At 36.6% G+C, this 26,491-nt stretch carries 26 protein-coding genes and 2 CRISPR repeat arrays (2 of these 28 only partly in view); of the genes, 24 read left to right on the forward strand and 2 right to left on the reverse strand.

The window, feature by feature from the left end:
• A CRISPR array of direct repeats spans positions 1–756; the repeat unit is 37 nt; unit sequence GTTTCAGTCCCCTTGCGGGGATTAGATATGCGGAAAC (it extends 471 nt beyond the left edge of the window).
• A 261-nt stretch (positions 757–1,017) separates the two neighbouring features.
• Positions 1,018–2,358, reverse strand: coding sequence for a TIGR03985 family CRISPR-associated protein (locus NG743_RS07375; protein ID WP_257122128.1), 1,341 nt, complete (start codon positions 2,356–2,358; stop codon positions 1,018–1,020).
• Between the two features lie 98 nt (positions 2,359–2,456).
• On the opposite strand from NG743_RS07375, the gene NG743_RS07380 reads away from it, so the two are divergent.
• The 17 genes from NG743_RS07380 to cas3 all read left to right on the forward strand — a co-directional run bounded on the left by NG743_RS07380 (position 2,457) and on the right by cas3 (position 18,023).
• A complete protein-coding gene (locus NG743_RS07380) occupies positions 2,457–2,762 on the forward strand; it encodes a CRISPR-associated protein Csx3 (protein WP_027404212.1) in 306 nt (101 codons plus the stop codon).
• Positions 2,763–2,824: 62 nt separating this feature from the next.
• Complete coding sequence (locus tag NG743_RS07385; RefSeq protein WP_193963008.1) at positions 2,825–3,757, forward strand: CRISPR-associated protein Csx3; 933 nt, start codon at positions 2,825–2,827, stop codon at positions 3,755–3,757.
• Positions 3,750–6,080: a type III-B CRISPR-associated protein Cas10/Cmr2 gene (gene cas10, locus NG743_RS07390; RefSeq protein ID WP_257121774.1), complete on the forward strand. Its 2,331-nt coding sequence runs from the start codon at positions 3,750–3,752 to the stop codon at positions 6,078–6,080. Before NG743_RS07385 ends, cas10 begins: the two co-directional genes overlap by 8 nt.
• Complete coding sequence (locus NG743_RS07395; RefSeq protein ID WP_257121775.1) at positions 6,077–6,799, forward strand: RAMP superfamily CRISPR-associated protein; 723 nt, start codon at positions 6,077–6,079, stop codon at positions 6,797–6,799. Before cas10 ends, NG743_RS07395 begins: the two co-directional genes overlap by 4 nt.
• Positions 6,786–8,003 carry a type III-D CRISPR-associated RAMP protein Csx10 gene (csx10, locus tag NG743_RS07400; protein ID WP_257121776.1) on the forward strand — a complete coding sequence of 406 codons (1,218 nt, stop codon included), beginning with the start codon at positions 6,786–6,788 and terminating at the stop codon, positions 8,001–8,003. Before NG743_RS07395 ends, csx10 begins: the two co-directional genes overlap by 14 nt.
• Complete coding sequence (locus tag NG743_RS07405) at positions 8,000–8,419, forward strand: hypothetical protein (protein WP_257121777.1); 420 nt, start codon at positions 8,000–8,002, stop codon at positions 8,417–8,419. Before csx10 ends, NG743_RS07405 begins: the two co-directional genes overlap by 4 nt.
• A 40-nt stretch (positions 8,420–8,459) precedes the next feature.
• Positions 8,460–9,596 carry a putative CRISPR-associated protein gene (locus tag NG743_RS07410; protein ID WP_257121778.1) on the forward strand — a complete coding sequence of 379 codons (1,137 nt, stop codon included), beginning with the start codon at positions 8,460–8,462 and terminating at the stop codon, positions 9,594–9,596.
• Positions 9,597–9,603: 7 nt separating this feature from the next.
• Positions 9,604–10,458, forward strand: coding sequence for a type III CRISPR-associated RAMP protein Csx7 (gene csx7 / locus NG743_RS07415; RefSeq protein ID WP_257121779.1), 855 nt, complete (start codon positions 9,604–9,606; stop codon positions 10,456–10,458).
• A gap of 4 nt (positions 10,459–10,462) precedes the next feature.
• Entirely contained in the window at positions 10,463–11,467 is a 1,005-nt protein-coding gene (locus NG743_RS07420; protein ID WP_257121780.1) for an RAMP superfamily CRISPR-associated protein, read from the forward strand.
• Positions 11,468–11,502: 35 nt separating this feature from the next.
• Positions 11,503–11,931 carry a hypothetical protein gene (locus tag NG743_RS07425; protein WP_257121781.1) on the forward strand — a complete coding sequence of 143 codons (429 nt, stop codon included), beginning with the start codon at positions 11,503–11,505 and terminating at the stop codon, positions 11,929–11,931.
• Between the two features lies 1 nt (position 11,932).
• Positions 11,933–13,006 carry an RAMP superfamily CRISPR-associated protein gene (locus tag NG743_RS07430; protein WP_257121782.1) on the forward strand — a complete coding sequence of 358 codons (1,074 nt, stop codon included), beginning with the start codon at positions 11,933–11,935 and terminating at the stop codon, positions 13,004–13,006.
• Positions 13,006–13,632, forward strand: coding sequence for a hypothetical protein (locus tag NG743_RS07435; protein WP_257121783.1), 627 nt, complete (start codon positions 13,006–13,008; stop codon positions 13,630–13,632). Before NG743_RS07430 ends, NG743_RS07435 begins: the two co-directional genes overlap by 1 nt.
• 163 nt (positions 13,633–13,795) lie before the next feature.
• Positions 13,796–14,176, forward strand: coding sequence for a type II toxin-antitoxin system RelE/ParE family toxin (locus tag NG743_RS07440; protein WP_257121784.1), 381 nt, complete (start codon positions 13,796–13,798; stop codon positions 14,174–14,176).
• A 124-nt stretch (positions 14,177–14,300) separates the two neighbouring features.
• On the forward strand, positions 14,301–14,591 hold the full coding sequence (locus NG743_RS07445) for a helix-turn-helix transcriptional regulator (protein ID WP_257121785.1): 291 nt from the start codon (positions 14,301–14,303) through the stop codon (positions 14,589–14,591).
• A gap of 172 nt (positions 14,592–14,763) precedes the next feature.
• Positions 14,764–15,366 (forward strand): Uma2 family endonuclease, encoded by a 603-nt coding sequence (locus tag NG743_RS07450; protein WP_257121786.1) that lies wholly within the window; start codon positions 14,764–14,766, stop codon positions 15,364–15,366.
• A 10-nt stretch (positions 15,367–15,376) separates the two neighbouring features.
• Positions 15,377–16,000, forward strand: coding sequence for a DEAD/DEAH box helicase (locus NG743_RS07455; protein WP_257121787.1), 624 nt, complete (start codon positions 15,377–15,379; stop codon positions 15,998–16,000).
• Positions 15,981–18,023, forward strand: a complete 2,043-nt coding sequence (cas3, locus tag NG743_RS07460; protein ID WP_257121788.1) for a CRISPR-associated helicase Cas3' — start codon at positions 15,981–15,983, stop codon at positions 18,021–18,023. Before NG743_RS07455 ends, cas3 begins: the two co-directional genes overlap by 20 nt.
• A 2-nt stretch (positions 18,024–18,025) precedes the next feature.
• Here the strand turns inward: cas3 and NG743_RS07465 are convergent, their stop codons facing one another.
• Positions 18,026–18,967: an RpnC/YadD family protein gene (locus NG743_RS07465; protein WP_257121789.1), complete on the reverse strand. Its 942-nt coding sequence runs from the start codon at positions 18,965–18,967 to the stop codon at positions 18,026–18,028.
• 258 nt (positions 18,968–19,225) lie between these two features.
• Between NG743_RS07465 and NG743_RS07470 the strand changes: the two genes are divergently transcribed.
• The 7 genes from NG743_RS07470 to cas2 all read left to right on the forward strand — a co-directional run bounded on the left by NG743_RS07470 (position 19,226) and on the right by cas2 (position 25,953).
• Positions 19,226–21,016: a hypothetical protein gene (locus NG743_RS07470; protein ID WP_027404191.1), complete on the forward strand. Its 1,791-nt coding sequence runs from the start codon at positions 19,226–19,228 to the stop codon at positions 21,014–21,016.
• Positions 21,017–21,250: 234 nt separating this feature from the next.
• The gene (locus NG743_RS07475; RefSeq protein ID WP_193962646.1) at positions 21,251–22,213 is read left to right on the forward strand and encodes a DevR family CRISPR-associated autoregulator; all 963 of its coding nucleotides are present in this window, start codon (positions 21,251–21,253) and stop codon (positions 22,211–22,213) included.
• A complete protein-coding gene (locus NG743_RS07480; protein WP_027404190.1) occupies positions 22,194–22,946 on the forward strand; it encodes a hypothetical protein in 753 nt (250 codons plus the stop codon). The genes NG743_RS07475 and NG743_RS07480 overlap by 20 nt, the downstream gene beginning before the upstream one ends.
• Positions 22,924–23,934, forward strand: coding sequence for a CRISPR system precrRNA processing endoribonuclease RAMP protein Cas6 (gene cas6 / locus NG743_RS07485; protein ID WP_257121790.1), 1,011 nt, complete (start codon positions 22,924–22,926; stop codon positions 23,932–23,934). Before NG743_RS07480 ends, cas6 begins: the two co-directional genes overlap by 23 nt.
• A gap of 115 nt (positions 23,935–24,049) precedes the next feature.
• Positions 24,050–24,682, forward strand: coding sequence for a CRISPR-associated protein Cas4 (gene cas4 / locus NG743_RS07490; RefSeq protein ID WP_257121791.1), 633 nt, complete (start codon positions 24,050–24,052; stop codon positions 24,680–24,682).
• Positions 24,683–24,685: 3 nt separating this feature from the next.
• Complete coding sequence (gene cas1d / locus NG743_RS07495; RefSeq protein WP_257121792.1) at positions 24,686–25,663, forward strand: type I-D CRISPR-associated endonuclease Cas1d; 978 nt, start codon at positions 24,686–24,688, stop codon at positions 25,661–25,663.
• The gene (gene cas2, locus NG743_RS07500) at positions 25,660–25,953 is read left to right on the forward strand and encodes a CRISPR-associated endonuclease Cas2 (RefSeq protein ID WP_257121793.1); all 294 of its coding nucleotides are present in this window, start codon (positions 25,660–25,662) and stop codon (positions 25,951–25,953) included. Before cas1d ends, cas2 begins: the two co-directional genes overlap by 4 nt.
• A 210-nt stretch (positions 25,954–26,163) precedes the next feature.
• Positions 26,164–26,491: direct repeats of the CRISPR family, unit length 37 nt; unit sequence GTTTCCGCATATCTAATCCCCGCAAGGGGACTGAAAC; it runs 222 nt beyond the window's last position.

Raw genomic sequence — 26,491 nt, forward strand, 5'->3', positions numbered from 1 at the left:
ATGCGGAAACGTCAGAGAATTAGGGAGACATGGTGGATCGCCAAAAGGTTTCAGTCCCCTTGCGGGGATTAGATATGCGGAAACCTGAATACTTTTTGCGCCTTTATATTTGTAGTGATTTGAACGTTTCAGTCCCCTTGCGGGGATTAGATATGCGGAAACTTCGCATCATCAGCTAATCCGAGAGACTTCAGGTTAAGTTTCAGTCCCCTTGCGGGGATTAGATATGCGGAAACATTACCGCATTTTTTTGCATATTTCGTATACCAATTGTGTTTCAGTCCCCTTGCGGGGATTAGATATGCGGAAACTTTAGTATCTCCTGATAGTAACCATGTAGCATTAGGTTTCAGTCCCCTTGCGGGGATTAGATATGCGGAAACTGAAGACGGAAACAACTCATGCTTCGCCCTCGGCGGTTTCAGTCCCCTTGCGGGGATTAGATATGCGGAAACTTAAATGAGCCTTTAATAAGCCTTCCAATAAGGAAAAGTTTCAGTCCCCTTGCGGGGATTAGATATGCGGAAACGAGGATTTCCTGATCCCGCACAAGAACTGGAGATAATTAATGTTTCAGTCCCCTTGCGGGGATTAGATATGCGGAAACGGGCATAAGCCGCAGTTTTAATAAAAGCTTCATCAAGCGTTTCAGTCCCCTTGCGGGGATTAGATATGCGGAAACTATGTGCAGCAAACTACATTCTTAGGTAATTTGGTTTGTTTCAGTCCCCTTGCGGGGATTAGATATGCGGAAACCCCGCCGTCTGAAACATAAACTGGAGGCGGAATCCAGAGACGATTTTGGCGGACCTCTCAAAAAACCTTATTTCAGGCTTCGGGTCAAGCACAAACTGAAACTAATGAAACGCTGAAAGTATTTAGTTGTCAAGGTTCTGGCTGTTTGGCGAATCTCCAGGGTTTTTGACCCCGCTTTAGGTCTGCCAAATTTGTCTTTATATGAGTGTAAAATTTAGCAGATTAATTGTCAATAGTTACTGTATTACAAATAGTAAAGCATTAAATTGGCCAATTATTCTGGTAAAGTCCTATTTCCTTAACAATATCGGCTGTAACTTTCTGTCTTAAATCATAAGGTGAGAGAATTTCTACCCTTGGTCGCCAAGCTCTTAACCGCATAGTTACGTTATAATCCCCATGTCGGTACTGAAGACTGTAATAAGCATCCTTTGGGGAACGATTGGCGATAACCTTTAATAATTCTGCCTTGTGTTCTGAACTAACTACAGAACTTTGAATCAAACTTTTTGCTTTTTGATAGCCAATCAATTTAAAAGTTTCATGGCGAAATGTATCCCGAATGTAGCAGTCATGATAATCTCGTTCAAATCGTAGCAGCATCAGTCGAGATTCTAAATAGAAATCAAACCCTAATGCCTTATCCATTTGTAATTCTATTTCTTCTGGATTTGGCAAATTTCTTTGTTGATATCTTTGTTGTAGATTTTTGGGAATCCCAGGACTTGTCCATTCAATTGGCGTAATGTTTTCGATTCTATCCAACCGAAAATTATACCAATCTGTTTTTCTATCAGGACTTTCCCCAAAAGCACATAAATAAACTGCACGTTGTACATAATAAATGCAAACAGGATAAACCAAACATTCTATAGATTCTCTTAGTCTGGCACTATTATAAATTAAGTTAATAGGTGGCACTGGTTTTTGTTCCCAGATTTTTCGGAGTTCATCCTGCCAATTTCCAACTTCGTCTACGGCAGTTACCACATAGTCTAGTTTAAACAATAACCGCCGAATTCCGCCAATTTGTTGAGATAGATTTTGAGCAATTTCCGCTAAATCTTCTTGATTGAGAAAATGTAATTCATTATAATTGTGTTTGCTAGTAATAGGACGAGAAGGTAAATATTGAACTCGATGGTATTTTTGTTCTCTATTTTCTAACCAACCTAATTCTACTAAGATTTGTAAATCTGCTTGTAAAGAACGGCGAGTTACCCCAAATAATCGTTTTTCGAGGATTTCATCTAAATTAGAGATATGAATATGAGATAATAAAGAATGTTTCCATGTTTCCTGATTTAATCCAGTTTTGGCATCAAACAACCAGTCAGCAGTAGTTTTTACACAATGACAGTTAGGGTCATGGAAATCGGGAATTGTTTCTCCTTTGGGGTGTGTAGAACCAAAGAAAGCGGTTTTCCAATCTGCCAAGGTAAAACCATCCTCTAAGAATATATGATCTTGACCTTCTCCATATAAAGAACGTAACCACACCCACAACCGAATAGCACGGAGAAGATTTTGCTTGAGAGAACCGCGTGCTAACCATTGCAACAGTTCTACTTGGGGGACATCAGAAAAAATTTGCTCAGACACTTTACTAGAACTTGGGGATAGTTCCAGCATAGACTAATCTGGAATAGGCTGCTTCCAATGCCATGTATGATGTAATAGTCAGTGAATCAGTAAAGGTAATGACTACTTACAACATCGAGTTCAAGGACGATATTTTGCGGTTGAGTTTTGGTGAACCTGCCCAAAATGACCAGATTGTGAAAGATGCTGCCACTAAGTTAGAGCAAATGGCACAGTCGGGGGAACTTACAGGAGGACAACTGCTGAGGATTAATGGACCCGTTTCTATTCCTGTGGCTTTTGTGTTGGCACATAAATTAGCTCATATTTACGGAGCGATCGCTTTTTTTGATCCGAAATTAGGTAAATACGTGATTTGCATCACACACAATCCGGCATATAAGCTGGGAGATTTAATTGATTGAAGTTTTACTTGAGGAAATTACTTGAGTCATGTTTTAATTATTTTATAATCCAGTGCTATTTAATGAGTATTTACCATATCAGTTTAGACGGTGACGTTTTAAAGGTAGGATTTGGTGCTACCCTGACTACAGGTGATAAAATTGTCCGTGATGCAGCTACCAGATTGAATCAAATGATTGTTTCTGGGGAGTTACCGGGGGGTTCGCTGATTAAAATCAACGGTCGGACATCGGTGCTGGTGAGTCAGGTATTAGCTGATAAATTATCTATATTGTATGATGCGATCGCTCTGTTTGACCCCAAGATTGGCGACAAGGGGCTGGATAGGTACGTAGTCACCATTAGTAAACATCCTGATTATCAAGTTGGGGATATTTTGGATGTGGTGCGGGTACAGCAGCAGTCAAGTATCAAATTGGTGATTTGCGGGTTTGCGAACACAGGAAAGACTTGCTTCCGGGAAGGTCTAAAACAAGCGTTGTTACAGATTCCCAATGCACCGGAATCCTATTTTATCTCTGGTTGTCCAGATGGGGATGGTTCTTGGTATGGGGAAACCGCACGACGGGACGCAGATTTAGCAAATAGGTTAAAAACGGAGTACAAGGCGGGTTTTACCCCAGAATTTGGACAACTGAAGGCACAGGAAGTCAGGGGGATCAATACACCAATATTTGTATTTGATGTGGGGGGTAAAATTTCCAATGCTAACCGGTTGATTATGGGGGAAGCAACTCATGCGGTGATTTTAGTCAAGGATGAAACTGAGGTTGCACCTTGGGAAGAACTATGTAAGTCTCTGGGTTTGTCGGTGGTGGCCATTATTCACAGTGATTATGAGGGTGTGGAAGATGTGATTTCCCAGGAAACGCCGATTCTTAGAGGAAATGTGCATCGCTTAAAACGGGGGGAGGATGTTTCTGTGCGTCCGATGATTCGGGCTTTGGCTGGGGTTTTGGTGGGTTTAGTTTCAGGAGAATCTAAAAATGGATAAGATGAATTCTGTTAGTATTGCGATCGCTTGGTGTTTGGCTTGGGGTAATCAACGTCAACCGCAGTTTGATATTACCGTTTTACAAGAAATGTACGAAGCTTTAAGGAATGGGAGAGAAGTACCAGAAGCGGTTAGAGAAATTGTTGATCAGGTTAAAGAATTTCAAAGTATTCCTGATGATTATTTTCCGCAAACTCTAGATGAGTTAAAGCAGAAATATTCTAATTTATGGAATCAAACTACCAAAATTGGTTTGATTTATGGTGGTGTGACTAAGGTTAAACAGTATGTTTTTGAATCATCAAAAATTCAAGAAATTCGTGGTGCATCAGGTTTGTTAGATAGAATTAATATAATTGATTTACCAGCATTTTTTAATAAAACATACCAACCAGAATTAAACAAGGATAAAAATAGTTATAGTATTCAATGTAACGAAGCTAAACAATGGTTGAACGAAAATTTTAATCAAGATTATAAATTATCAGAAATTCTCATTCCCGAACTCATCGTATATTCAACAGGTGGAAATATTCTTGCTTTTTGTCCTGCTGCTTATGTTCATGATTTAGCTAATGCTATTGAGAAACGTTATACCACAGAAACATTAACAGCTAATTCCTGTGCAGTTGGTGATAGATTTAGATTATTAGAAATTCGGTTTGGTCTACTCAAAGAAAAGATAGAAGATACATTGTGGTTAGATTGGTATCATCAGAATTATAAGAAACCAATAGTTCAGGCTTATTTTGGATATCCCAAAAATGACCAGGAACAGCTAGAAGTATTTAAAACCCGTAAAAGCTTTAATGAAATAACCACCAAATTAGCAGTTTTATTTAATCAACGTCGTAGCGGTAATGATGTTCCTGAACGTAAAACCACCCGTCGCTATCCACCGATGCTTGAAACCCATCCTTATTTAGTTAGAGATGAAGTGGAAAATCGTTCTGCTATTCTGCAAGTAGAAGAAGGTGGTTTATCCAAAGAAACCTATTTTTCCGAAACATCAGTGAGAAAATACCTTGTTGGTAATAGAGCAAAAAAAGGTCAATCTGAACAACCAGATTGGTATCAAGAAACCCTTTTAGAATGGCGTGTAAACAGAATTGAAAAGTGGACAAATAGATTTGATAACTTTTTAGAACAAAATCCTAGCTTAAAAACTAAATACTATAGAGATACAAATCCTAATAAAGTAGAAACAGCAGCAACTCTTACCCAAGTATCTAATGCTAGTAATGGATTTATCGCCCATATTTACGCTGATGGTAATAATATGGGTGGATATATCCAAAAACAAATAAAAACTCCACAGCAATATCAAGAATTTAGTAAAGATGTAGAACTAGCAACACAATATGCTGTTTATCAAGCGTTAGCAGAAAATTTACATCCTCACATACTGAAAGGGTTAAATGATAAAGAATCAGTTTTGAAAAATGATGATTTAATTCATCCTTTTGAAATAATTACTATTGGTGGTGACGACATTTTAATTGTTGTACCTGGAAATAAAGCCTTAGAAATTTCTCAAATGATAGCTGAGAGATTTGAAGAAATTTTACTCAAGAAAATTGAATTAGCGGAAATTCAAATTCAAGGAAAAGAAAAGCGGATTTTAGGTAATTATCAACTCAAATTTGATCAACCATTTGAACCACACAAAATTCACCGCTACCAACCAGCAACAGCCAAACGTTCAGAATGTGAACTTAGTACATCCATAGGTGTTTTAATTACGGCTGTTAACACACCCATTTACTACGCCCAAGACTTAACTGAACAATTACTAAAATCTGCCAAAGAACGAGCTAAAAAATTGAAGAAATTCGGATATTATGGGGGAACAGTAGACTTTTTAACCCTAAAATCTGTGACAATGATTGCATCAAGTGTTAAAGATTTTCGCACAGAAGCATTAAGTCCGCAGAATTTAAGACTCTACGCTGCACCTTATACTCTACATGAATTAGGAGGATTATTAACATCGGTTGCAGCATTGAAAATAGCTAAATTTCCTAGATCCCAACTTTACCAAATCAGGAGTTTATTAGAACAAGGTAAACATACAGCCATTCTCAATTATCGTTATTTTCGAGTTAGGCTAAAACAAGGACAAAAAGAACTAAAAATTAATTTTGAAGATGTTTGGTGCTTACCTAAAGATGATACAAATAAAGGTAATTTAGCACCTTGGATGTATGATAAAGAAGAAAAAACTTATGAAACAATTTGGCGAGATATGGTTGATATCTATGAGTTTGTACAATCAGCAGAAGATGAAGAATCAACAATTTTAACTGCGGAGGTTGAGTCATGATTAAATTAGCAGAATTACCTAACTCAATTCAAACCTATTCCATTACAGCTATCATTGATACCGCTTTATGTATTGGTGCTGGTGGTTCTTCTGGTTCACTCGCAGATAAACCCATAGTTCGCAACGCAGAAAGAAATTTACTCATCCCCGCATCACAATTAAAAGGACGTTTACGCCATGAATGTGAGAAAATTGCCAGAGGTTTAAAATGGGATATTTGCTGTTCTCCCAACGCCCAAAGTATGTGTCCACAAAGAGCAGGTTTAGATGGTAATTTTGCCAGAGAAGAGTATCAAATATCAGAAGATGATAAAAATCATCATTGTTTAATTTGTCAAATATTTGGAAATCCTGTTTTACCTTCTCGCATTATATTTGATGATTTAATTTGTGAAGAAAATCCAGAAAATTTACCAGAAATTATCCGTCCTGGTGTAACTATTAACCGTCGTCGTCGCACTGCGGAAGAAAGTAAACTTTACTTTTTAGAAACATCACCTGCAAATACAAAATTGAGATTTACAGGAAATATTTATTTATCAAGTATTCCAAATTATGCAAGTCCGCTAATTTTAGCAGGATTACGACATATTAACGCTTTAGGTGGGAGTAAATCAGCGGGTTTAGGTTGGTTAACTTGGGAATTACCTAATTTACCAATAGAAGCAAAAGCATGGGAATTTTTAGCTAAAGGAGTGGAAAATAATGAAAAAAATTAATTTAGAAATTCAAGCTTTATCACCTTTAGCAATTGGACGTAAAAAACCAGGAGGGAATATAACTGAAGCTGAAACTTTTATTCCTGGTTCAGTAATTCGTGGTGCTGTCGCTGGACAAATATTGAAAGAATCAAATAAAATAATTGAAGAAGGTGATGATTTTCATAAATTATTTTTGAATGAAAATTCGGCAATTTTTCAAAATGCTTATCCGGGAAATGTTAAAATTAAATCAGAAGTTAGGGTGATACCTGCAACTGTTTTAAGTTCTAAAGATAAACCTGGGTTTAAATCATCAAAAGGAAATGGGGTTTTTGATACTTTGATAGATCGCTTTTGTGCAGAAAATTATGGTCATGTTTATGATCCTAACTGTCCTGTAGATGGCGGTAGAGTAGATAATTTTACAGGTTTTTATAGTCAAAATCCTAGTATATATTCCAAAAACTCTGCTAATTCTCGTTTATTAACCAGAGTAGGTATAAATCGCAGCCGCGCTACTTCTGAAGAAAACGTACTTTATAGTATTAAAGTATTAAACGAATCGAAGCAACAAATAAAAGAACCAGAATTTGTAATATATAAAAGTGCCATTTTAGTACCTGATGATTTAGTAGATTCTTTACACAGATTTATTGACATCCATCAAAATAATTTTCGTTTAGGAGGTGCGAGTTCACGAGGTTTAGGAAAAGTTAAAATCACCGCTAAAAAGCAAAGTGAAATTCAGTCAAATTCAGATAATCGAATCAACCAATTTAATAAAAAGTTACGAACACGCTGGAATGAATGGGGGAATATTTTTGGTAAGATTTCAGAAATACCAGATAACCGAATTTATTTCACAATTGATTTACAAGCAGATGCAATTTTAACGGAAAATGGGCGACGCACAACGGTAATTTCTAAAACAATGCTACAACAGTTTACAGGCGTAAATGATTCATCTTTAGAACTTCATGCTGCTTATAGCAGTTATGATTACCGTTCTGGTTGGAATACCGCTTGGGGTTTAATGAAAGATGTAGAGTTAGTAACAAATAGAGGAGGTGTGTATTTATTTAGTACAGATAATAAAGAGTTGTGGTTAAAGCCTTGGGAAGATTTGGAAGTTTATGGAATAGGTGATCGCACTTCTGAAGGTTTCGGACAGGTACAAATTTGTAATGAGTTTCATTTAGTATTAAGAGAGGAAGCAGTATGAGTGAATTATCAACCCAACAAAAATTAAAAATTCAACAAGGTATTCTTAAAGCTGATGATTATTTAGTTACTTGGATTCAAGACGCTTTAGATAACCCTAAATCCTATGGAAAATTAGAAGAATCACAATTTCGTAACTTAGTGCGCGTTGCTGATACCACTGAAAGCACAGAAGTGATTAAAAATTTTCTGCATTATCAAGTAGGTAGAGATGATAAATGGGGAAGAGGTAAAGATTCACTAGCAGAAAAAATTGTTTCAGATATTAATACCAGAATTAAACAAAAAGCAAAAGATATAGCAAAAGAAGCTAAAATTGATGATACAAACTCAATTTTGCTAGATTTGACTCGCCGTTATTTAGGATATGGTGCGCGTTATTTAACCTACAAACTTAAAGGCGAAAAATTAGGGTAATTCAATTTAATTCAAGTAAGTTTTTCAGGAGTTATAAAATATGCCACGTTTAGTAATTTCTACAGTTGGAACAAGTTTATTAACTAATCAAATTGATCGACAATATGAAAACGGCTATTATAGTCGTTTACGAGATACAGCTAATTGTACTGCTGAAGAAATTGAAAAGTATCATGAAGATGTCGCAGATATCATTCAAGAACTTAAAGAAAGAGCAGAAGAAAAACTGAATAGTAACGACATTGATAAAATTCGAGAAGCTAGTGCAGAACTTAATGGAATTTATGGATTGTATCAAGACCAAATAAATCAAGGTGAACAAGATATACACTGGTTAATTGCTAGTGATACTGCTCAAGATAAAATAACAGCAGAAATATTACAATCTTTTCTCGGTCAAAAAGGGTTAAATATTTCTATTTATACACCTCCAGGCTTTTCAACTGGGAGCAATGAAGTCTTTACACAAGGTATTGATGAATTATTGAATTGGTGTGAAGATTTAATTCCTGGTTATCAAGATAGTGGCTATGAAATTTACTTTAATTTAGTAGGAGGATTTAAAGCAATTCAAGGATTTGCTAATACCATAGGTATGTTTTATGCAGATAAAATTACCTATATATTTGAAGGTAGTTCAGAACTAATTACTATTCCTCGTTTGCCTATCAAAATAGATACGGATGTAATTAAACCTGTAGAATTTGCATTAATGGCACAAGGAGCATGGATTGATTTACAATACCTAACAGGAGTACCAGAAACTTTATTGTTTATCATTGAAGATAAAGCCACATTAAGCACCTGGGGTAGACTAATTTGGAATAGAAGTAAAGAAAATGTATTGTCAGAAGGTTTATTAACTCTAAACTACATTAAATATGAAAGTTCATTTCTGAAAGATTTTGAAAACATTAGAGACAAAAAAGAACGTTTAAAATTACATGAAACGATAGTTAAGGTGGCATATCTATTAGACAAGTACAATGGAGATATTTCTTGTCTAAAAGGAGATGGTGGCGTTCAATTAGAAACTTATAAAAATACTGACATTGAACATTTTAGAGTTACCCTTAGTCTCAGAGTTAGTTGTAAATTAGTAGGTGGTTATTTATGTTTAAAATACTACGGAACACATGATCATGTTGAAAGAAGTGAAAAAATTAAAGGTAGATAATTAAACTATGTTTGACACATTCAAAAACCGCTTAGAAATCACAGGAATACTAACAACAATCACCGCATTAAGAATTAGTGCGGGACGTTCCACTGAACCTATTGGAACAGACTTACCCGTTATCAAAGACGCATTAGGACAACCATTAATACCAGGTTCTAGCTTCAAAGGTGCATTAAGATCCCGTCTTGAAAGTTTCCTTAGAGGTATTGATGATAAATTTGCAGCTAACCCAGCAATTGAAAAAGAGTGGTCAATTACATCTCAACAGATGAAAGAATTAAAAGAAAGTTTTGATAACGACCAGATTTTAACTCAAGAAATCATCAACAAAACAGATTTAATCTCTCGTCTCTTTGGTTCTCCCTGGATAGCAAGTAAATTTCAAGTCCGTGATTTTACCGTAGTACCTGACACCTGGTTTGGACAATATCAAGAACGTGACGGAGTATCAATTGATAGAGATACTGAAACAGCAGCAGATGGTAAACTCTATGATTTCCAAGTAGTACCAGCTAGTACACAGTTTGAATTTCGTGCAGTGGTGGAAAATGCGGAAGATTGGGAACTGGGACTATTGATGATTGGGTTACATCAATTTGAAACAGAACAAATTCCCCTTGGTGGTGGACGTTCTCGCGGTTTGGGAGTTGTTAAACTAAATATTGATAAAATGCTCTGGGTTGATGTTGAAGATAATCCCCAATTTCTTTTGCAATATCTTCAAAAAATGGTTATGGGAGATGCAACCGCTTATGAAGATGCAGCAGACTATAAAGATGAATGGGTACATCAATTTATTGAGTATTTAAACAAGAATATTTCTCAAAAAACTTCAACCACTACAACAGCAGAATCATAAAATAATGCACAAAAAATTTGTTAATCACTGCACCATAGATTTAACCATCATTCCCGATGGACCAATTCTCATCAAATCTGGAAAAGAAGGTGCAGACCCTACAAATCCTGATATGGCATTTGTTGAAACATTTCATCAAGGTGGATTATCAATTTATTTACCAGGAAGCAGTTTAAAAGGTGCAATTCGCGCTCATGCAGAACGTATAGTTAGAACTGTAGGAAGTGAAGAACGTCTATCAGGAGATGATCAGCAACTTTGGGCTAATAACCCTTTAAAAAAAGATAGTTATCTAGACAATTTTAAAGAACAAAATAAAAGTGATCCCAATATCGGAGCAAAGTTATATAAACTTTCTTCATTTACTGACCAAATTTTCGGTAATACTTCTATCGCTAGTAGAATCAGAATAGAAGATGCACATCCAGTAGATATCAAACAATTGAGATTAGAAGAACGTAACGGTGTCGCAATAGATAGAGTATTTGGTTCAACAATTCCAGGAGCATTATTCAATTATCAAGTTTGCACTGCGGGAGAATTTAAAACCAAAATACATTTAAAAAACTTTACCCTTGCACAGTTAGGTTTAATTGGTTTAGTATTACGAGATTTAAATGATGGTTGGTTTGGTTTAGGTTTTGCTAAATCTCGCGGTCTAGGAACTGTGCAAGTTAAATATAATTCTGCTGTAGTACAGTATCCAGGATGTATATTAGATGATGAAAATAAAAAAATTCGTCAATTAGGAAACAATAAAGAATGGGATTGGACTTTTTTACTAGGTGCTGGTGAGTTTTTATCTTATACATCTGAAAAATTACAACTAGAACAAAATTATGGTTTTCTCACATTCGATAGACAAGATTCTCCAGTCCGTGCAGAACCTATGGATTTAGGTTTTGGTGTACAGATGAAATGGGAAGGTGATACAGAAGCAGGTGTGAAAGATTTATTTATGCGTGCGGTTCGTTCTTGGGGTGAGGTTTTAGGATGTGCAACAACATGATAAAAGGATATGTATATCACAAGCAATTTGTATTATTGGATCAACTCAATAATTTAATTACCCAAATTGCTAAATCACCAAAGAATTATTACTTTTTACGCTATTCTCATGGTGTGAGTGGAATTTGTCAAAAATTACCCGCAGACAGAGGAGAAATAGAAGGACAGGTTTTTAATTCTATCTGTGAAATGCGATGGAAAAAATATAAATCTGGTTATGAAGTGTTAATTCTTAGTAAACAGGAATTTAACTTACAAGGATTTGAAAAATTAATTGGTAATTGGGCAATTTTTGATAGAAGTGCCTATTTGAATGACCCAGAAGAAACAAGGTTTCCCAAAGGTTTCATTTTTAAAGATGAAAAGGATCAATCTATTAATCCCAAAGATATAAAAATCAAGCAAAGATATTTCCAAGATGCTGATACAGCAACTATTCATTTTATCGCTTTAACGGTTAACTAAAATGACAGATATACCCAAACCTAAACCACGAAAAGCCGTACCTTCTCAGCCAGTTTCCCGTGATGATGCGGACGTAAATAAAACAGAAAAACCATATAAATTTGTTTCTTTTCCACAGGAACGACCACGTTTAGAACATCCTGCTGGACATGATAGACTTGATAAAAATCGTCTGCATGGAACTTTATTTTTAAAGCTGACAGTTAAAACCTCACTTCATGTTTCTACTGGTGTAGTTGTTCCTGGTAACGATATTGCAACTCGCGTACCTTTGATTAAAACAATGGTACAAGGAGTTGATAAAAATTTAATAATTCAAGGAAGTTCTCTTAAAGGTTGTATTCGTTCAGTTTATGAAGCGATTACAAATAGCACTCTTGCAGTAGTTACTTCAAGATATCGGGATAAAATACCCAATGAAAGATTACCTTGTCCAAATAAAGAACAATTATGTCCTGCTAGTCAAGTATTTGGGGCTTTAAATTGGCAAGGATTAATAGAATTTAATGATGCTAAATGCGAAAGTATGGATTTTAATACGGGATTTATGCCATCCTTGTATCGTCCCCGTCCTGAACCCGGAAGCGCGTATTTTAACACCAGGGGAAAAGTTGCTGGGCGTAAGTTTTATTATCATACAATTCGCGCTATTGAAAAAGGACAAAATCAAGGAATTCCAGTTCAACAAGCTGCTAGAGAATATAGTTTTACAACTCAATTGCAATTTAAAAACCTCAAACCTGAAGAACTAGGAACATTATTTATTATTCTGGGACAAGATGCTAATTATCCCATTGCTTTGAAAATTGGTGGTGGTAAACCTATTGGTATGGGGACAATGACTGTAGAACTTACCCAAGCTAAGATATTACAAAATTTTGAGGATTTGCGATCGCACTACTCCAGCTACACCCCCAGTAATAATCATCTTCTCACAGGAGAACTACTACAAAAATTTATTGAAACTAAAATTAAAACTGCACATTCCCAACTCGTGCAACTTCCCCAACTCCAACAACTTGCTGAAGTTTTACGTTACCCAACTGACCGCGAACCACCAGAAGGAATGTATTAATGTTAACTACAGAATCTTTAACAGAAAAAGAATCCCAACTTGCACATAATTTAGCCATAACTTTGGTTAAAGAAGAAACGGATGTTAACGAAGTAGGAAAAGTTATTGCATATTTGCGAAGTATTGTTAATCAACCCGACGCAGGAAAGAGATTTTTTAACTACCTGAAAACTCTTGTTACTCATGGTAGACAAATTGGACACAGTGGACGCACCGCAGGTTACTACCGCAGTATAGAACGTGCCTGTAATCAATATCTGCAAAACCAACAAACAAACGCCCAGACTATGTTAAAAATATTAGGCTGGGCTATGCGTTTGATGCGATATTACAAGGTTAGTCCCATTGAGGAAATTTTAGTTTCTCCAGTTGAAGAAATTTCTGAACGTCAAGCGGCAATTACGGAGGTTTTTCAGTCACAGAAGTTTGAAATTGATCAAGTTTTAGACGCTACTGTACTTGCTGTTAAAGGCAATAAAGTAACTTATGAGATATTGGGAACAATTAAGCTGACTGAGAAAGAACCGAAAAAAGCAGCTTCTCTCAAGGAGGGACAGGTAGTAAAAGTCAAAATTACTGCCCTGAAGGATGATGGAAGTATTAAGAGTATCAAGCTTATCGAGTGATTTTGACGATTTACTGCTCTTTTCGATATTTATTGCTTATAATATGAGATGTAGTTTCATAAATGACAAGGAATTTTACTTATGACTTAAATACAAACTTGGTAAACCGCCAATACCAGACATCAAGTTCAGCTTAACAGGTATAGATACCTACATAAATAATATGAAGACTACATCCGCACGCAAACAAGCCCAAATTAACAAAGTGAATAAAAAACACCCTCCGCAACCTAAGCCTTGGGGAGATATCCGTTTTCACTATCAAAAACTCCAGAAAATCTACGAAACTGGAGAAGGTTCTCATAAATACACAGAAGCCGTCCGTGAGAACTTTTTTGAGAAGATGGTAACACTCAATATGGTGAGTAACAGGTCGGACTTATTTAAATACAAGAGTCTTGGTTTTCACAAGCTAAAAAAAGGGAAACTCAAGGGAAAGTATGCCGTATGGCTAACTGGGAATTGGCGCTTAATTTTGGCGATAGAAGAAGATGAATTAAGCGAATATCTCTTAATTATCGAAATTATTGACTATCATCATTAGAAATTACTGCCGATAGTGCCGATAGTTTTTAATCTTGATTGATTAACTGTAGAGATGCTTCATTAGCATCTCTACAACATAGAATAGAAGATATGTATAGTACATATCTACAGGAAAAGAGAAAATGCAACAGCGTTTAATACCAGTAATCTCCTTCCCTCCAGGAAGAATTTTACAAAAAGAAATAGAAGCTAGAAGCTGGACAGAAATTAATTTAGCAGCAATTAATCAGGATTTACCTGAAATTGTTTCCGCAATTGTTCAAGATGAACAGCCTATTACGCCTGAAATTGCCGAAAAACTAGCAAAAGCTTTTGGTACTTCAGTTCAATCTTGGATCAACTTGGAAAATAATTATAGATTATATCTTGCGAAGAAAGCTGTTGATTCTGTTAATAATATCGCTGAAATATGATATTCTAAAACCATAAATTCCTCGTAAGGGGACGGAAACAAATATCCGTGAGATGTTAGGCTACATATAATTTATGGTTGCCCATCTCTCTTCCCCGCAAGGGGATTAAAATTACCAAGCAATCTTAAAACTCAGATTATCGTAAAAATAGAAACCCTCCCATTTCACAACCATGTCTCTAACTAAAACCCGACTTACCTTTGATCAATTCCTCAACTACGACTTCCCCGAAGAAGGTCGCTATGAACTTGTAAATGGAGAAATCATGCGGATACAAGCAACTAGAAAACATGATAACTTAGCAGAATTTATTGCTGATGCTTTTAAATTAGAGGTTAAACGTCTGAATCTCAATTACAGAGTATCGGGAAGAATTTCCATTAGAACTGTAACAACCAGCGGTAAAGAACAAGGTCGTGTTCCTGATGTTAGCGTAGTAGATAAAAACCTCTGGGATGCTAATTTATCCGCTTACACTGCTTTTCTTGAACCATTACAATTAGCAGTAGAAATAGTTTCCACAAATTGGGAAGATGATTATATAGATAAATTAGAAGAATATCAACGTTTAGGGATTTCTGAATATTGGATAGTTGATTATTTAGCTATTGGTAGTCGTAATTATTTAGGTAATCCCAAAGAACCAACTATTTTTGTATATCTTCTCAATGAACAAGGCGTTTATCAATTAAATGCTTATCGAGGTACAGATATAATTATCTCCCCAACTTTTCCAGAATTAAATATTACGGTTGATCAAGTTTTTTCAGCATAAATACAATTTCATGATAGATGCACAATTCCAAACCCTCACCACCTTCCCCCCACGCAACTTTCAACGAGAAACCATTCTCAAACTCCTCCACCGTCAAGACATCCTTCTCCGCGCCCCCACAGGGTCAGGGAAAACCGAAACAGCGATCGCCCCTTTTCTCTTTGCCAAAACCCTCAACCTCGACTTCCCCAATAAGCTAATCTACGTCGTCCCCCTACGAACCCTGGCCAACAGTCTGCGACAAAGAACAGAAATCCTGGTTCAACGCTGGTCACAAGCTCAAAATGTCCCTTGTCCAGTCGTTACCCTACAAACAGGAGAAAACCCAGAAGACCCCCGTTTTGAAGGTGATATAGTCTTCTGTACCATTGACCAAATGTTAAGCAGTTTCTTGAATATTCCCTACTCAGTTGGTCGGGGTTCAGCTAACGTCAACTCCGGGGCAATATTCGCATCTTATCTAGTATTTGATGAACTGCATTTACTTGACCCAGACCGTTCCTTTACCACCGTTCTCAAGGTTTTACAACAAGTCAAAGGTATTTCCCCATTTCTGCTGATGACTGCCACATTAACCAATGAACTGGCCACCCAAATTCAAGGTTTAATAGACAATGGAAATAATTCAAATTGAAGATGCCGATTTACAGGCTATTGAAGGTAAACGTCGCCGGATATTTCAAGCTATATCTGAACCATTGACCGCTGAAGTTATCAAAGTTGGTATTAACAATCATAACCATAAACGGGTTATCATCATCTGTAATACCGTTTCTCAAGCGCAGGGATTATATAGAGATTTGCAAGAGTTGAATTATGATGATACCTTAAATATTACCCTGCTGCACTCCAGATTTTTACCAGAACATCGCGCCCAAAAAGAAACATTTTTAAAAGAAACCTTTGCTGAAAATTGGCAAGATGACGGTACTTGTTATATATTGATTTCCACCCAAGTAATTGAAGCAGGAATTAATATTACTTGCCAAGTTATGTACAGTCAACTTTGCCCAATGAACTCATTATTACAAAGGGCAGGACGTTGTGCAAGATTCCAAGATGAACAAGGTCAAGTTTTGGTTTATCGCACCATAGAAGTTAACCAAGCTTATACTGCACTTACAGAAGCAGATTTAGAACCAGAAACCCAAGAATCTACCGATAAAAAACAAAGTTTTCTGCCATATCCTGAAAAAACCTGTGAATCAACATGGCAAGTATTACAGGCACATACTGAATCAAATCATGTTAATGAAAATGTCGGATTTCGTACCGAAGAAACTTGGATAAATCAAGTGCATATAGCAGAAGATTTACTCCAACAACAACGCCGACAAAATAATAAAATGCAGTTTGAAAACAATTTTGAAGCGGCATTTTTTAGGGGTGATCAATCTTTTGCCAGTGAGTTAATTCGTTCAGTTGATAGTCGGAGTTTATTTGTTTGGGAAGAAAGCGGATTTATTGATTTTGAGGAAGAACCCATTGACCCCCGCAAATTAATGGCTTTTTCCGTGCCTGTGTCTACACTATGCAAAGTTTGGCGAGATTCCAAAAACTTAGAATTTGGTACAGATTGGATTTTTAAACGAATTGAAACACCAAAAGGTAAAGCAGAAACCTATAATCAACCTGTTTGCACTGAGATTAAATCCCGTGAATCATTGATTAATAGTATCAAGATTTTAGTCAACTGTCGCTATGTTTCTTATGATGAAAATATTGGCTTACTAATTGGCATTAATGAATTTGGTAATGGGTTTATTTCCCCACCAAAACCACAGCGTTCAATTGTCAGTGAATATCGTTATAATATGGATACTTATGTTGGACATTTGGGTTCTATGTGGACTTGTTGGTATAAACCATTTAAAACCTTACGCTTAAAAAACGGTGAAGCTGAACCAACTACTTACAATAGTATCAGGAATGAACTACTACCAGCAGGGACAAAGTTAATTAAAAACAAGATTTTTCCACATATCCAAGAATCAGAAGCAGCAGCATTATTTGAATTATTGGTGTTTTTCGCTATCTTTACTCATGACCTGGGTAAACTACAAATTAAGTGGCAGGAAGTGATGCGGGGATGGCAAGCGATCGCTCATTCTTCATTTGAAGGTAAAAACCCCAAACAACACCTCCTAGCACACACTGATTATAACCCAGACGATAAAGACCAAAAAACAGCACTCAAAGACCACGAAAAGAAACACAAGCGTCCTAACCACGCTGTTGAAAGTGCATTCCTAGCCAAAGATATTCTCAAACAATCTTTATTTCCCTTATTAAGTGATTATTTTGAGGCTGATAATGAACAAATTCAATATATCTGTCATACAGTCCTTATGGCTACCGGTCGTCACCATTCTGCTTGGGCTGGTGGTTGGAGTATAGCAGATATAACTAAAATAAAAACTATAGAATTACATCCAGAAGCACAAAGAGCGATCGCCCAAAGTTGGCAAGGTATGACACGCTTCCTAAATCAGAGTTTACCTTTAGCACCAGCAAATTTAAGCAAAAGTATCTACCCAATTAAAAAAGAGTTTGATTTGAATCAGTTAAATACTGCTGATGAATTTGAGTATTTTCATCTCTACTTGCTGGTAGTTAGGGCTTTACGACTGTGTGATCAACGTTCTGTACAACTTTAGAATTAAGTATCTGTATTCTCCTGACTTAATTGTTGCTGAAAATCAGAAATTGACCCAATAGTAATAGCCTCCTCTAATAGCTGATTTAATCGGTCATGCTCATAAATTTGATTGATTTGTTCAACTAACTTAGACGGAGTATCTTGAAATCGGGTTTTTAGAATTTTAACAACAGATTCTTGGAGAGTTTGCGATCTTTCTATACGTTGTACACTTGTTATATATGCCATTTTTTTGTCATCCTCAAACTGCTTCAATTCAGTTTTGAAATTCAAATCCAGATTTGGTGGTAAAGCCATCAGTCGGTCAATTAAATCGAATAACTGAAGAATCTTATCTCTACTATATCCTAACTCATACATCCGTTTAACTAGGCTTAACTTCCACCGTAATCTGCCTGTTAAATCTTTAGTTGTCGCTTGTGTTCGCAGGTGCGCCATCACAAGTACAGCAAAGGGATTATCACTTGCTTCTAATTCTAACCAACGGGGTTGATAATCTAGTAATTTTACAGTAGGAAACTGAAGACTTAAACGACATCCCCAACGTCCATAACTGTATTCTTGAGGTCGCCAACTTGCTTGACTATCACCGAGAATAGCTAAACTCACAACCTCCTGGTTATAGCGGTCAAAAATTCTGTAATGGTAAGAAAACATCCGTTTAGCAAAGCCAGTATCTACTTGACTTTGGATTTCTAAATGGATTAGTAACCAGGTTTCTTTACCATCATTCAGCCAAACTTTAATCAGCTTATCAACAAATTGCTTACCAACTTCTGATTCTCTCATCAATTGCTGGAGTTCTTGGTCAAGAAACTCATAACCTCGCGTCCAGTCAATTTCGTTGTAAATATGGGGAAAGAAGAATGTTAAAAATGCCTCAAAGTATTTTTCTACCCCTTCCTTCCAAGCACCATCATAATCGGCTTTTACTTCACTCACGGTTGTATTTAAGAGATTATTAATACACTATAGCGGTTTATCTGGTAGCAGATAGATGAACTGAATGGAGAACTACAAACCATAAGAATAGTTTCAGTCCCGTTGTCAGGATGATTCCATGACCAGGATTCTTTACTATCCAGTCTTTCCTTTATCTCTTTATTACTGTTGAAGAGGCATAATTTCCTTTGGAATACGCCTCTTCCAGGTGGGTATACACTGATTGGAAGTACACAACTCCTGTGAGTTGAAAGACAAATGACACAGCAGCTATTTGTTACCAAGAAATACGGCACTTATGCTGACACTTTCTTGATGTTAGGTTTGGCGCAGCTTGTGGAGTATGCCCTGAAAGCTACTAATCAAAAAAGTGCAATTCAACTTTTAGATCAAGGAACACACTACTGCCTAAAACTAAAACAGACAGTCAATTTAGAACTGGTAGATAAACTCAATTATACCGATCCTTTTCCACCAGTCAAAGGTCAAAAGACTGACATTAGCAAAATATCCCAGGAAACTGAATGTTTTGACACAGTGGAGAAAACCGAAAGACGAAAACTTTACCGGGAGTATTTATTTCAACAAAAAGGTAAACCCCAATTTAACGAAGATTCACCAAAACCACCGCATCCAAGTACCCAAAATGGCGTAATTCTTACTTCCATGCGCCATGACCGCAATCATAACGAATTGTGGTATTTAGGATGGCAAATTAAAGACCATTATGGGGCTTTATTGGTTGCTTTGTTTACAGCATTCAGCCAACAAGCAGAGGATGTTAATAAATTAGTAAATGAGTTATTTACTGAGGCTACTGGACAGAAATTACCAGAAACAGCCAGTGCAGTTAAAATTTATTTACCTACATCTGTCCAAGGTGTGAATCGCATTAAAGCAGATGGTAATAAAGTAGATTCTCAAAAAACCGATTGGTTAAGTTTATGGTTGATTGCTGGGGGGTTATTTACCTTTGGTATCGCCGAAAGAATCAAAATCGCAGAACGAGTTTATGATTGGCGTGTTGTTGTTCTTGAACCTCAAGATATTCAGTTAAGTAAATACCGTGAAGTATTGAATAAGCTGCGTCAATTAAACCCACCTTCTGGGGGTCACGGAATTGCTAGATTTGATGCTGAGTTGATATTACGTTTCTGTCAAGAATTACTTAGTCATCATCAAGTCCCAGCAAATACTGAAGAAGATGAATTTGATGATTTTTTGCAACCGATTAATCATTTTGTTAGTAGCTTTATTGGAACTCACTTTGGTTCTAAAGGTCAAGTTTACGGTGTCAAAGAAGTGTTTTCTTTAGGTTTACCAGGTTGGATTAGTCCTAAAACTTCTGAGGAATTAGCAGATTATCACAATATTTTGACAGAACACTTGTCAATTGTTACTACCCTATCAGCAGAAGAGGGACACAGTGAATTATTAGCAGCTTATCGGGATTTCATTACTAGTACAAGTCTAGAAAATTTCTTTCGCTTTCAAGTAATTTATGCCGATTATGTTGTTAAGTGTTTAGCAGACTCTAAAGCTAAATTCTTTCCTCGTTTATTTTCTCTTAATGGATTAAATCTCATGGTGAAAAATTTTAATCATCCTCAAAATGACCAGGAATTAAATTTAACTGACATTACACAAGACCTCGGTTTTTTACGGATTGCTAAAGCTATTAATAGCGCGACTGTCTATGCCGGAAAAGATGAACATGGTTGGGATAGAATCTATGGTTTAGCACAACGTTTGAGCAGTCAAGCAGGGTCTAAAAAGGATTTTATTATTGAATTATCAATCTTTCTTACTAGTTATGAAAATGAAAATCTTCGCATTGATGAGGAATTAAAGAAGAAAGGCAAACCCCGCCGCATTTGGACTACCAAAGATGATTTAGATGGAATTATCAATCTCATTGAAAATCATGGTTCTAGTTTAGTGGCTAACCTATTGATTGCCTATGGTTACGCTAAGGGTTGGGGTAAATCCAAGGAAGCAGATAAAACAGGTGTAAATAGTGAATTAGAAATAGAAGTAGATAATGAATAAGATCCCCGACTTCTGGCAAGAAATCATAATTTATTGACATGATTAAATAAAGAAGTCGGGGATCTGAGTGCTAGAAGTAGATAAGTAATGGGACAGAATTAATTACACAATGTCATTGCAAATGGAACGAAGTGAAATGAAGCAATCGCAAGGGTTGTGATTGCTTCCCTTCGCTCGCAATGACTGTAAATATTTTTGTCCAATTACTTAACATTGAAGAAGGAGAATCCGATAATGACTAAAACCAAATTTCCCGTTTATTCAATTTCTATTAGTGGGTTACTTTCTTTACAACTTCATGCTTTGAATAATGAAGGTAATGAGGGTAATCAATCCTTAACTCGACGTTATTACATCATTCAAGACGGAATGGATGAACCTGAGTATGTTAATGGCATTTCTGGGGATATGTTCAAACATATTCAATCTGAACATTTACACCGTGTTGCTTTAGAATCTGGACTAAGTTTATCTGAGGGTGGTAAACAATTTAATCCCGATAGAATTGGTTATGACTTGGAAAAAAATTTCTCGGTTTTTACAGATAAAGATACCGATTTATCAGCGAAAACTGGTAAGGTTCTGCAACTTTGCACCATCAGCGATTTAGAAGGTTTCATGGTGACTGTTAAAGGTGGACAAACCCTAAAACGTGATTCTGTAATTGAATTTGGGGCGGTTGTTGGTTTACCAAATCGTGTGAAAACCCAGAGTTATTTTCATGCTAAATATGGTGTAGATAACCCTACTCCTTATAATGTGCAAGTTAGTTCGGGTTTATATGCCACTGTTCTCAATATTGAGGCTTTTAGAATTGGTTATAATCCCCACAATTTTGGTTATAGCATTGATGTTGCTGAACGCAAAAAACGTCTTGATGCTTTACTAAAAAGTGTGCTTTATACCTATTTACAACCCAATGGGGCAAAACGCAATACTAATTTACCTCATCCTGATAGTTTTAAGGGTATAATTACCGTTAGTTCTCGCCGTTGTCCAGCACCAATGTTAAGTGCATTGGAATACGATTACCAAAGTCAAATTAAGAGTTTAGCCACTACTTTAAATAATCTCAATGGTGCTGAGACAATTCGCTGTTTTGAATTTGAAAACATGGCTGAATTTGCAGATCAGATTGAAATTTTGATTGCTCAAACTCTACCTTGGGATAGTGAAAATGCCGAAGCAATCTCCTAAATCTAAAACTTCCCCAACATCAGAAACCGTAACTACATGGCTAACTGTCACTTATCAACCTGTTAGCCTCTTTTCTCTCAAACGTTCTGATGCTACCAGCATGGCGGCACGGTCTAATTTAGTACCTACTCCTTATGCTATCAAAATGGCATTGTTAAAAGTGTTGTTAGAAAGTCAGGGAAGACACCATCAAAATGATTTTGACCAATGGATTAAAACCGAATTTACCTGGATTCGAGATTTAATCATTTATATTTGTCCTCCAAAAAAATTGGTTGTTAATCGTAATGGTTACAAGCTACGCTATTACGATCAATCCGCAGACAAAGCAGATAAAACCCGTCTAACTGTGCCTATGCAAGATGGTTTTGTATTTCGGGAATGGGTGCATTTACAAGGACATCTACAAATTTGTTGTAGTGCAGGAAAGCATTTAATAGAACTAGAACAATTATTTGCCCAAATTAATTATTTTGGTAAACGGAGTTGTTTTTTTCAATATTTACCAGATTTTAAACAAGAAACTTCAGAACCATTATTTTTACCAAATCCTGCTACTGGTTTTACAATTCAACCAATGGATGATTTAGGTGAAAAAACCACATTTAGTCGTATTAATCCTTTTTCCACTGATAAAGCCCAACTCAATAAAGACCGAGTGATTAAATCAGGGTTTTTACCATTAAAACTTATCGCCACCAGCGCTCGTTATGACATTTACAGAAGATATTGAGACTACATTTGCTGGGATGAGTTTAATCCTCAAACAAGATGCAAAAATTATCAATTCTGTCACCTTAGAAGCTTGGTTGTCAGATATTCAACCTGCACCTGTTTGGATTCAATTACATATTGCTGATGGTATTACCAAAATCATGCCTGTGTTGCCAGATTGTGGATTATATCCCCAACTGATGGAATCAATCTGTCAGCGAATTATTGGTAAAGAAATTACCCTGGATTGGCAAAATAATTCATATCAATTAACAGGTGTTGAAGTTGATTCTCATAACCTTCATGTAATTCTCATTTCCGTTTCTGCTACTGCACCATTACCAGCAACATTAGGAAGGGCTATTCATGCTCAATGTTTTCAATGGATTGCTAATGCAGATTCTATTCTCGCGGAGAATTTGCATCAACAAGATACTTTGCCAATGACGATAGGAATAGAGTACACTTCCCCGCAAAGAATACGATTGAGAATTACGCTGTTAAAACAAGAACTTTTAGCACCTTTATTGTGGGGATTAAATAACAATTTAGGTGGTGAAATTACATTAGCAGGAATATCTTGTAAATTAGGTAAGTGGCTAAATATTTATCAATCTAGCAGCTTTGAAAAATTGTTAGAAATACCATCACAAAATACAATTGAATTACAGTTTATTTCTCCCACCAGTTTTAAACAGAATCAAAATATCCAACCTTTCCCATTACCCGATTTAGTATTCAACAGTTTACTCCGTCGTTGGAATAGATTTGCACCCGCAGAATTACAATTTCCTCAAGTTGAATGGCAGGGTTTAGTTTCTGCTTTTGAACTGAAAACCCATGCTTTAAAGATGGAAGCTGGTGCAGAAATTGGTACTGTTGGCTGGGTAAAATATCGGTTTCCAGACCCCGAACAAGCCAGAATTGCCACTGTTTTAGCTAACTTCGCGGTCTTTTCTGGAGTCGGACGTAAAACAGCTATGGGTATGGGACAAGTAAGAATTTAGAATTACCCATTACCCATATCTCGTTCCCAGTCTCTGACTGGGAATGCTATCACAGAGGCTCTGCCTCTGCTGTTATTGAAGGCAGAGCCTTCTAGAATTCATTCCCATACAGAGTATGGGAACGAGAAAACGAGAAATTACCCATTACCCATTACCAAATAAAATGAATGAAGATTATTTACCATTAGCTTATCTCAATGCCTGGGAATATTGTCCTCGACGATTTTACCTAGAATATGTATTAGGTGAAATGGCAGACAATGAACATATTATCTTAGGTCGTCATGTCCACCGCAATATTAATGAAGAAGGCACTTTTCAAGAAGGAGAAACCCTAATTCATCAACAACAATGGGTCTGGTCAGAACGCCTCAAAGTTTCCGGGATTATTGATGCTGTTGAGGAATACGATGGTCAACTTGTGCCTGTGGAATACAAAAAAGGCAAGATGGCACAACACCTAAATGACCATTTTCAAGTTTGTGCAGCGGCTTTATGTTTAGAAGAACGCACTGGTCGCACGATTACCTATGGTGAAATATTTTATCATGCCAATCGTAGAAGACAAACTGTGGCATTTACACCGCAATTAAGGCAAATGACAGAACAAGCTATAGCCCTTGCTCATGTTGCAAGTCAAAACAAAATGCCAGCAGCTATTGACCATCCTAAAAAATGTCAATCATGTAGTCTGCAAGGAATTTGTTTACCTTTTGAAGTCAAACAATTACAACGTCAAGAATATTAAATTATGCCTACTCTTTATATCATTCAACCTGATGCTGTTTTAAGCAAAGATTATGAAGCTTTTCAAGTAGCTTTGAAACAAGAAGACGGTTCTTGGAAAAAACAAAAAGTTGCGGCTCAAACAGTAGACGAAGTTATTTTTATGGGTAATCCCCAAGTCACCGGCGATGCTTTTGTCTATGCTTTAGAATTGGGAATGCCAGTGCATTATCTTTCTACCTTTGGTAAATACTTGGGTTCAGCTTTACCTAAGTCTTCTCGGAATGGTCAATTGAGATTAGCACAATATGCAGTTTATCATGATCCTGTGCGGCGTTTGGAATTAGTTAAGGCAATTGTTAGTGCAAAGATCCATAATCAATATAATGTCTTGTACCGACATAATGAAAAGGATAATCTGCTCAAAGAACGGAAAATTTTAGTTAAAACTCAACAAAATATAGATCAAGTTCGTGGTGTGGAAGGTTTAGCAGCTAGGGAATATTTTGCTTGTTGGCAAAGAATGATAGGTAAACAATGGACTTTTAATGGCAGAAATCGCCGTCCACCTACTGACCCTGTTAATTCCTTACTCAGTTTTGCCTATGCTTTATTGCAAGGTCAAGTTATGGCTGGTGTTCATGTGGCAGGATTAGATCCTTATATTGGCTATCTCCACGAAGTTCATCATGGTCAGCCGGCAATGGTGTTAGATTTAATGGAAGAATTTCGAGCTTTGATTGCTGATAATTTGGTACTGTCATTATTGCATAAACACGAAATTAAACCCGAAGATTTTAACGAAAGTTTGGGTGCTTATCGCTTAAAGGACAATGCGAGAAAAACCTTTTTGCAAGCTTTTGACAAAAAAATGAATGATGAATTTAAACACCCAGTGTTTGACTATCGTTGTACCTACCGACGAGCAATAGAATTACAAGCACGGTTACTGAGTCGTCATTTACAAGAAGGTATTCCCTACAAACCTTTATCATTAAGATGACTACACTGTTTTATCTGATTATTTATGATTTACCTGACAATAAAGCAGCCAATAAACGTCGGACTCGTTTACATAAAATGTTGAGTGGTTATGGTAAGTGGACCCAATACAGTGTATTTGAGTGCTTTTTGACTGCTGTACAATTTGCTCAGTTGCAAACCAAGATAGAAAAACTGATCAAGTCTGATGAAGATTCTATTAGAATGTATGTGTTGGATGCTGGGAGTGTGAGAAGAACTATTACCTATGGTTCGGAAATCCCTAGACAAGAACAGGCTATCATTATATAATTGATAGGTGAGATTAAATTTTTGGCAGACCTAAAGCGGGGTCAAAAACCCTGGAGATTCGCCAAACAGCCAGAACCTTGACAACTAAATACTTTCAGCGTTTCATCAGTTTCAGTTTGTGCTTGACCCGAAGCCTGAAATAAGGTTTTTTGAGAGGTCTGCCAAAATCGTCTCTGGATTCCGCCCCCAGTTTATGTTTCAGACGGCGGGGTTTCCGCATATCTAATCCCCGCAAGGGGACTGAAACTGGAACAGACAACAGGGAATAAACAACAGGGAATAGTTTCCGCATATCTAATCCCCGCAAGGGGACTGAAACATCTCCGCCAAATATTGCCATTTAATCTCGCCACAGTTTCCGCATATCTAATCCCCGCAAGGGGACTGAAACAGTTGGGGAGCATAAGATGGACTGGATACCTGTAAAGTTTCCGCATATCTAATCCCCGCAAGGGGACTGAAACCCCACGTACTTGAGAGATTCCCCTAACTCCGCTACAGTTTCCGCATATCTAATCCCCGCAAGGGGACTGAAACG

Source organism: Dolichospermum heterosporum TAC447 (genome assembly GCF_024584745.1).
In the GTDB taxonomy this organism is placed as follows: domain Bacteria; phylum Cyanobacteriota; class Cyanobacteriia; order Cyanobacteriales; family Nostocaceae; genus Dolichospermum; species Dolichospermum heterosporum.

Excerpts from the sequence above, each read along its gene's own strand:
- NG743_RS07380 (WP_027404212.1), top strand. The coding sequence starts at position 2,457 with ATGACTACTTACAACATCGAGTTCAAGGACGATATTTTGCGGTTGAGT.
- NG743_RS07385 (WP_193963008.1), top strand. The coding sequence starts at position 2,825 with ATGAGTATTTACCATATCAGTTTAGACGGTGACGTTTTAAAGGTAGGA.
- cas10 (WP_257121774.1), top strand. The coding sequence starts at position 3,750 with ATGGATAAGATGAATTCTGTTAGTATTGCGATCGCTTGGTGTTTGGCT.
- NG743_RS07395 (WP_257121775.1), top strand. The coding sequence starts at position 6,077 with ATGATTAAATTAGCAGAATTACCTAACTCAATTCAAACCTATTCCATT.
- csx10 (WP_257121776.1), top strand. The coding sequence starts at position 6,786 with ATGAAAAAAATTAATTTAGAAATTCAAGCTTTATCACCTTTAGCAATT.
- NG743_RS07405 (WP_257121777.1), top strand. The coding sequence starts at position 8,000 with ATGAGTGAATTATCAACCCAACAAAAATTAAAAATTCAACAAGGTATT.
- NG743_RS07410 (WP_257121778.1), top strand. The coding sequence starts at position 8,460 with ATGCCACGTTTAGTAATTTCTACAGTTGGAACAAGTTTATTAACTAAT.
- csx7 (WP_257121779.1), top strand. The coding sequence starts at position 9,604 with ATGTTTGACACATTCAAAAACCGCTTAGAAATCACAGGAATACTAACA.
- NG743_RS07420 (WP_257121780.1), top strand. The coding sequence starts at position 10,463 with ATGCACAAAAAATTTGTTAATCACTGCACCATAGATTTAACCATCATT.
- NG743_RS07430 (WP_257121782.1), top strand. The coding sequence starts at position 11,933 with ATGACAGATATACCCAAACCTAAACCACGAAAAGCCGTACCTTCTCAG.
- NG743_RS07435 (WP_257121783.1), top strand. The coding sequence starts at position 13,006 with ATGTTAACTACAGAATCTTTAACAGAAAAAGAATCCCAACTTGCACAT.
- NG743_RS07440 (WP_257121784.1), top strand. The coding sequence starts at position 13,796 with ATGAAGACTACATCCGCACGCAAACAAGCCCAAATTAACAAAGTGAAT.
- NG743_RS07445 (WP_257121785.1), top strand. The coding sequence starts at position 14,301 with ATGCAACAGCGTTTAATACCAGTAATCTCCTTCCCTCCAGGAAGAATT.
- NG743_RS07450 (WP_257121786.1), top strand. The coding sequence starts at position 14,764 with ATGTCTCTAACTAAAACCCGACTTACCTTTGATCAATTCCTCAACTAC.
- NG743_RS07455 (WP_257121787.1), top strand. The coding sequence starts at position 15,377 with ATGATAGATGCACAATTCCAAACCCTCACCACCTTCCCCCCACGCAAC.
- cas3 (WP_257121788.1), top strand. The coding sequence starts at position 15,981 with ATGGAAATAATTCAAATTGAAGATGCCGATTTACAGGCTATTGAAGGT.
- NG743_RS07470 (WP_027404191.1), top strand. The coding sequence starts at position 19,226 with ATGACACAGCAGCTATTTGTTACCAAGAAATACGGCACTTATGCTGAC.
- NG743_RS07475 (WP_193962646.1), top strand. The coding sequence starts at position 21,251 with ATGACTAAAACCAAATTTCCCGTTTATTCAATTTCTATTAGTGGGTTA.
- NG743_RS07480 (WP_027404190.1), top strand. The coding sequence starts at position 22,194 with ATGCCGAAGCAATCTCCTAAATCTAAAACTTCCCCAACATCAGAAACC.
- cas6 (WP_257121790.1), top strand. The coding sequence starts at position 22,924 with ATGACATTTACAGAAGATATTGAGACTACATTTGCTGGGATGAGTTTA.
- cas4 (WP_257121791.1), top strand. The coding sequence starts at position 24,050 with ATGGGAACGAGAAAACGAGAAATTACCCATTACCCATTACCAAATAAA.
- cas1d (WP_257121792.1), top strand. The coding sequence starts at position 24,686 with ATGCCTACTCTTTATATCATTCAACCTGATGCTGTTTTAAGCAAAGAT.
- cas2 (WP_257121793.1), top strand. The coding sequence starts at position 25,660 with ATGACTACACTGTTTTATCTGATTATTTATGATTTACCTGACAATAAA.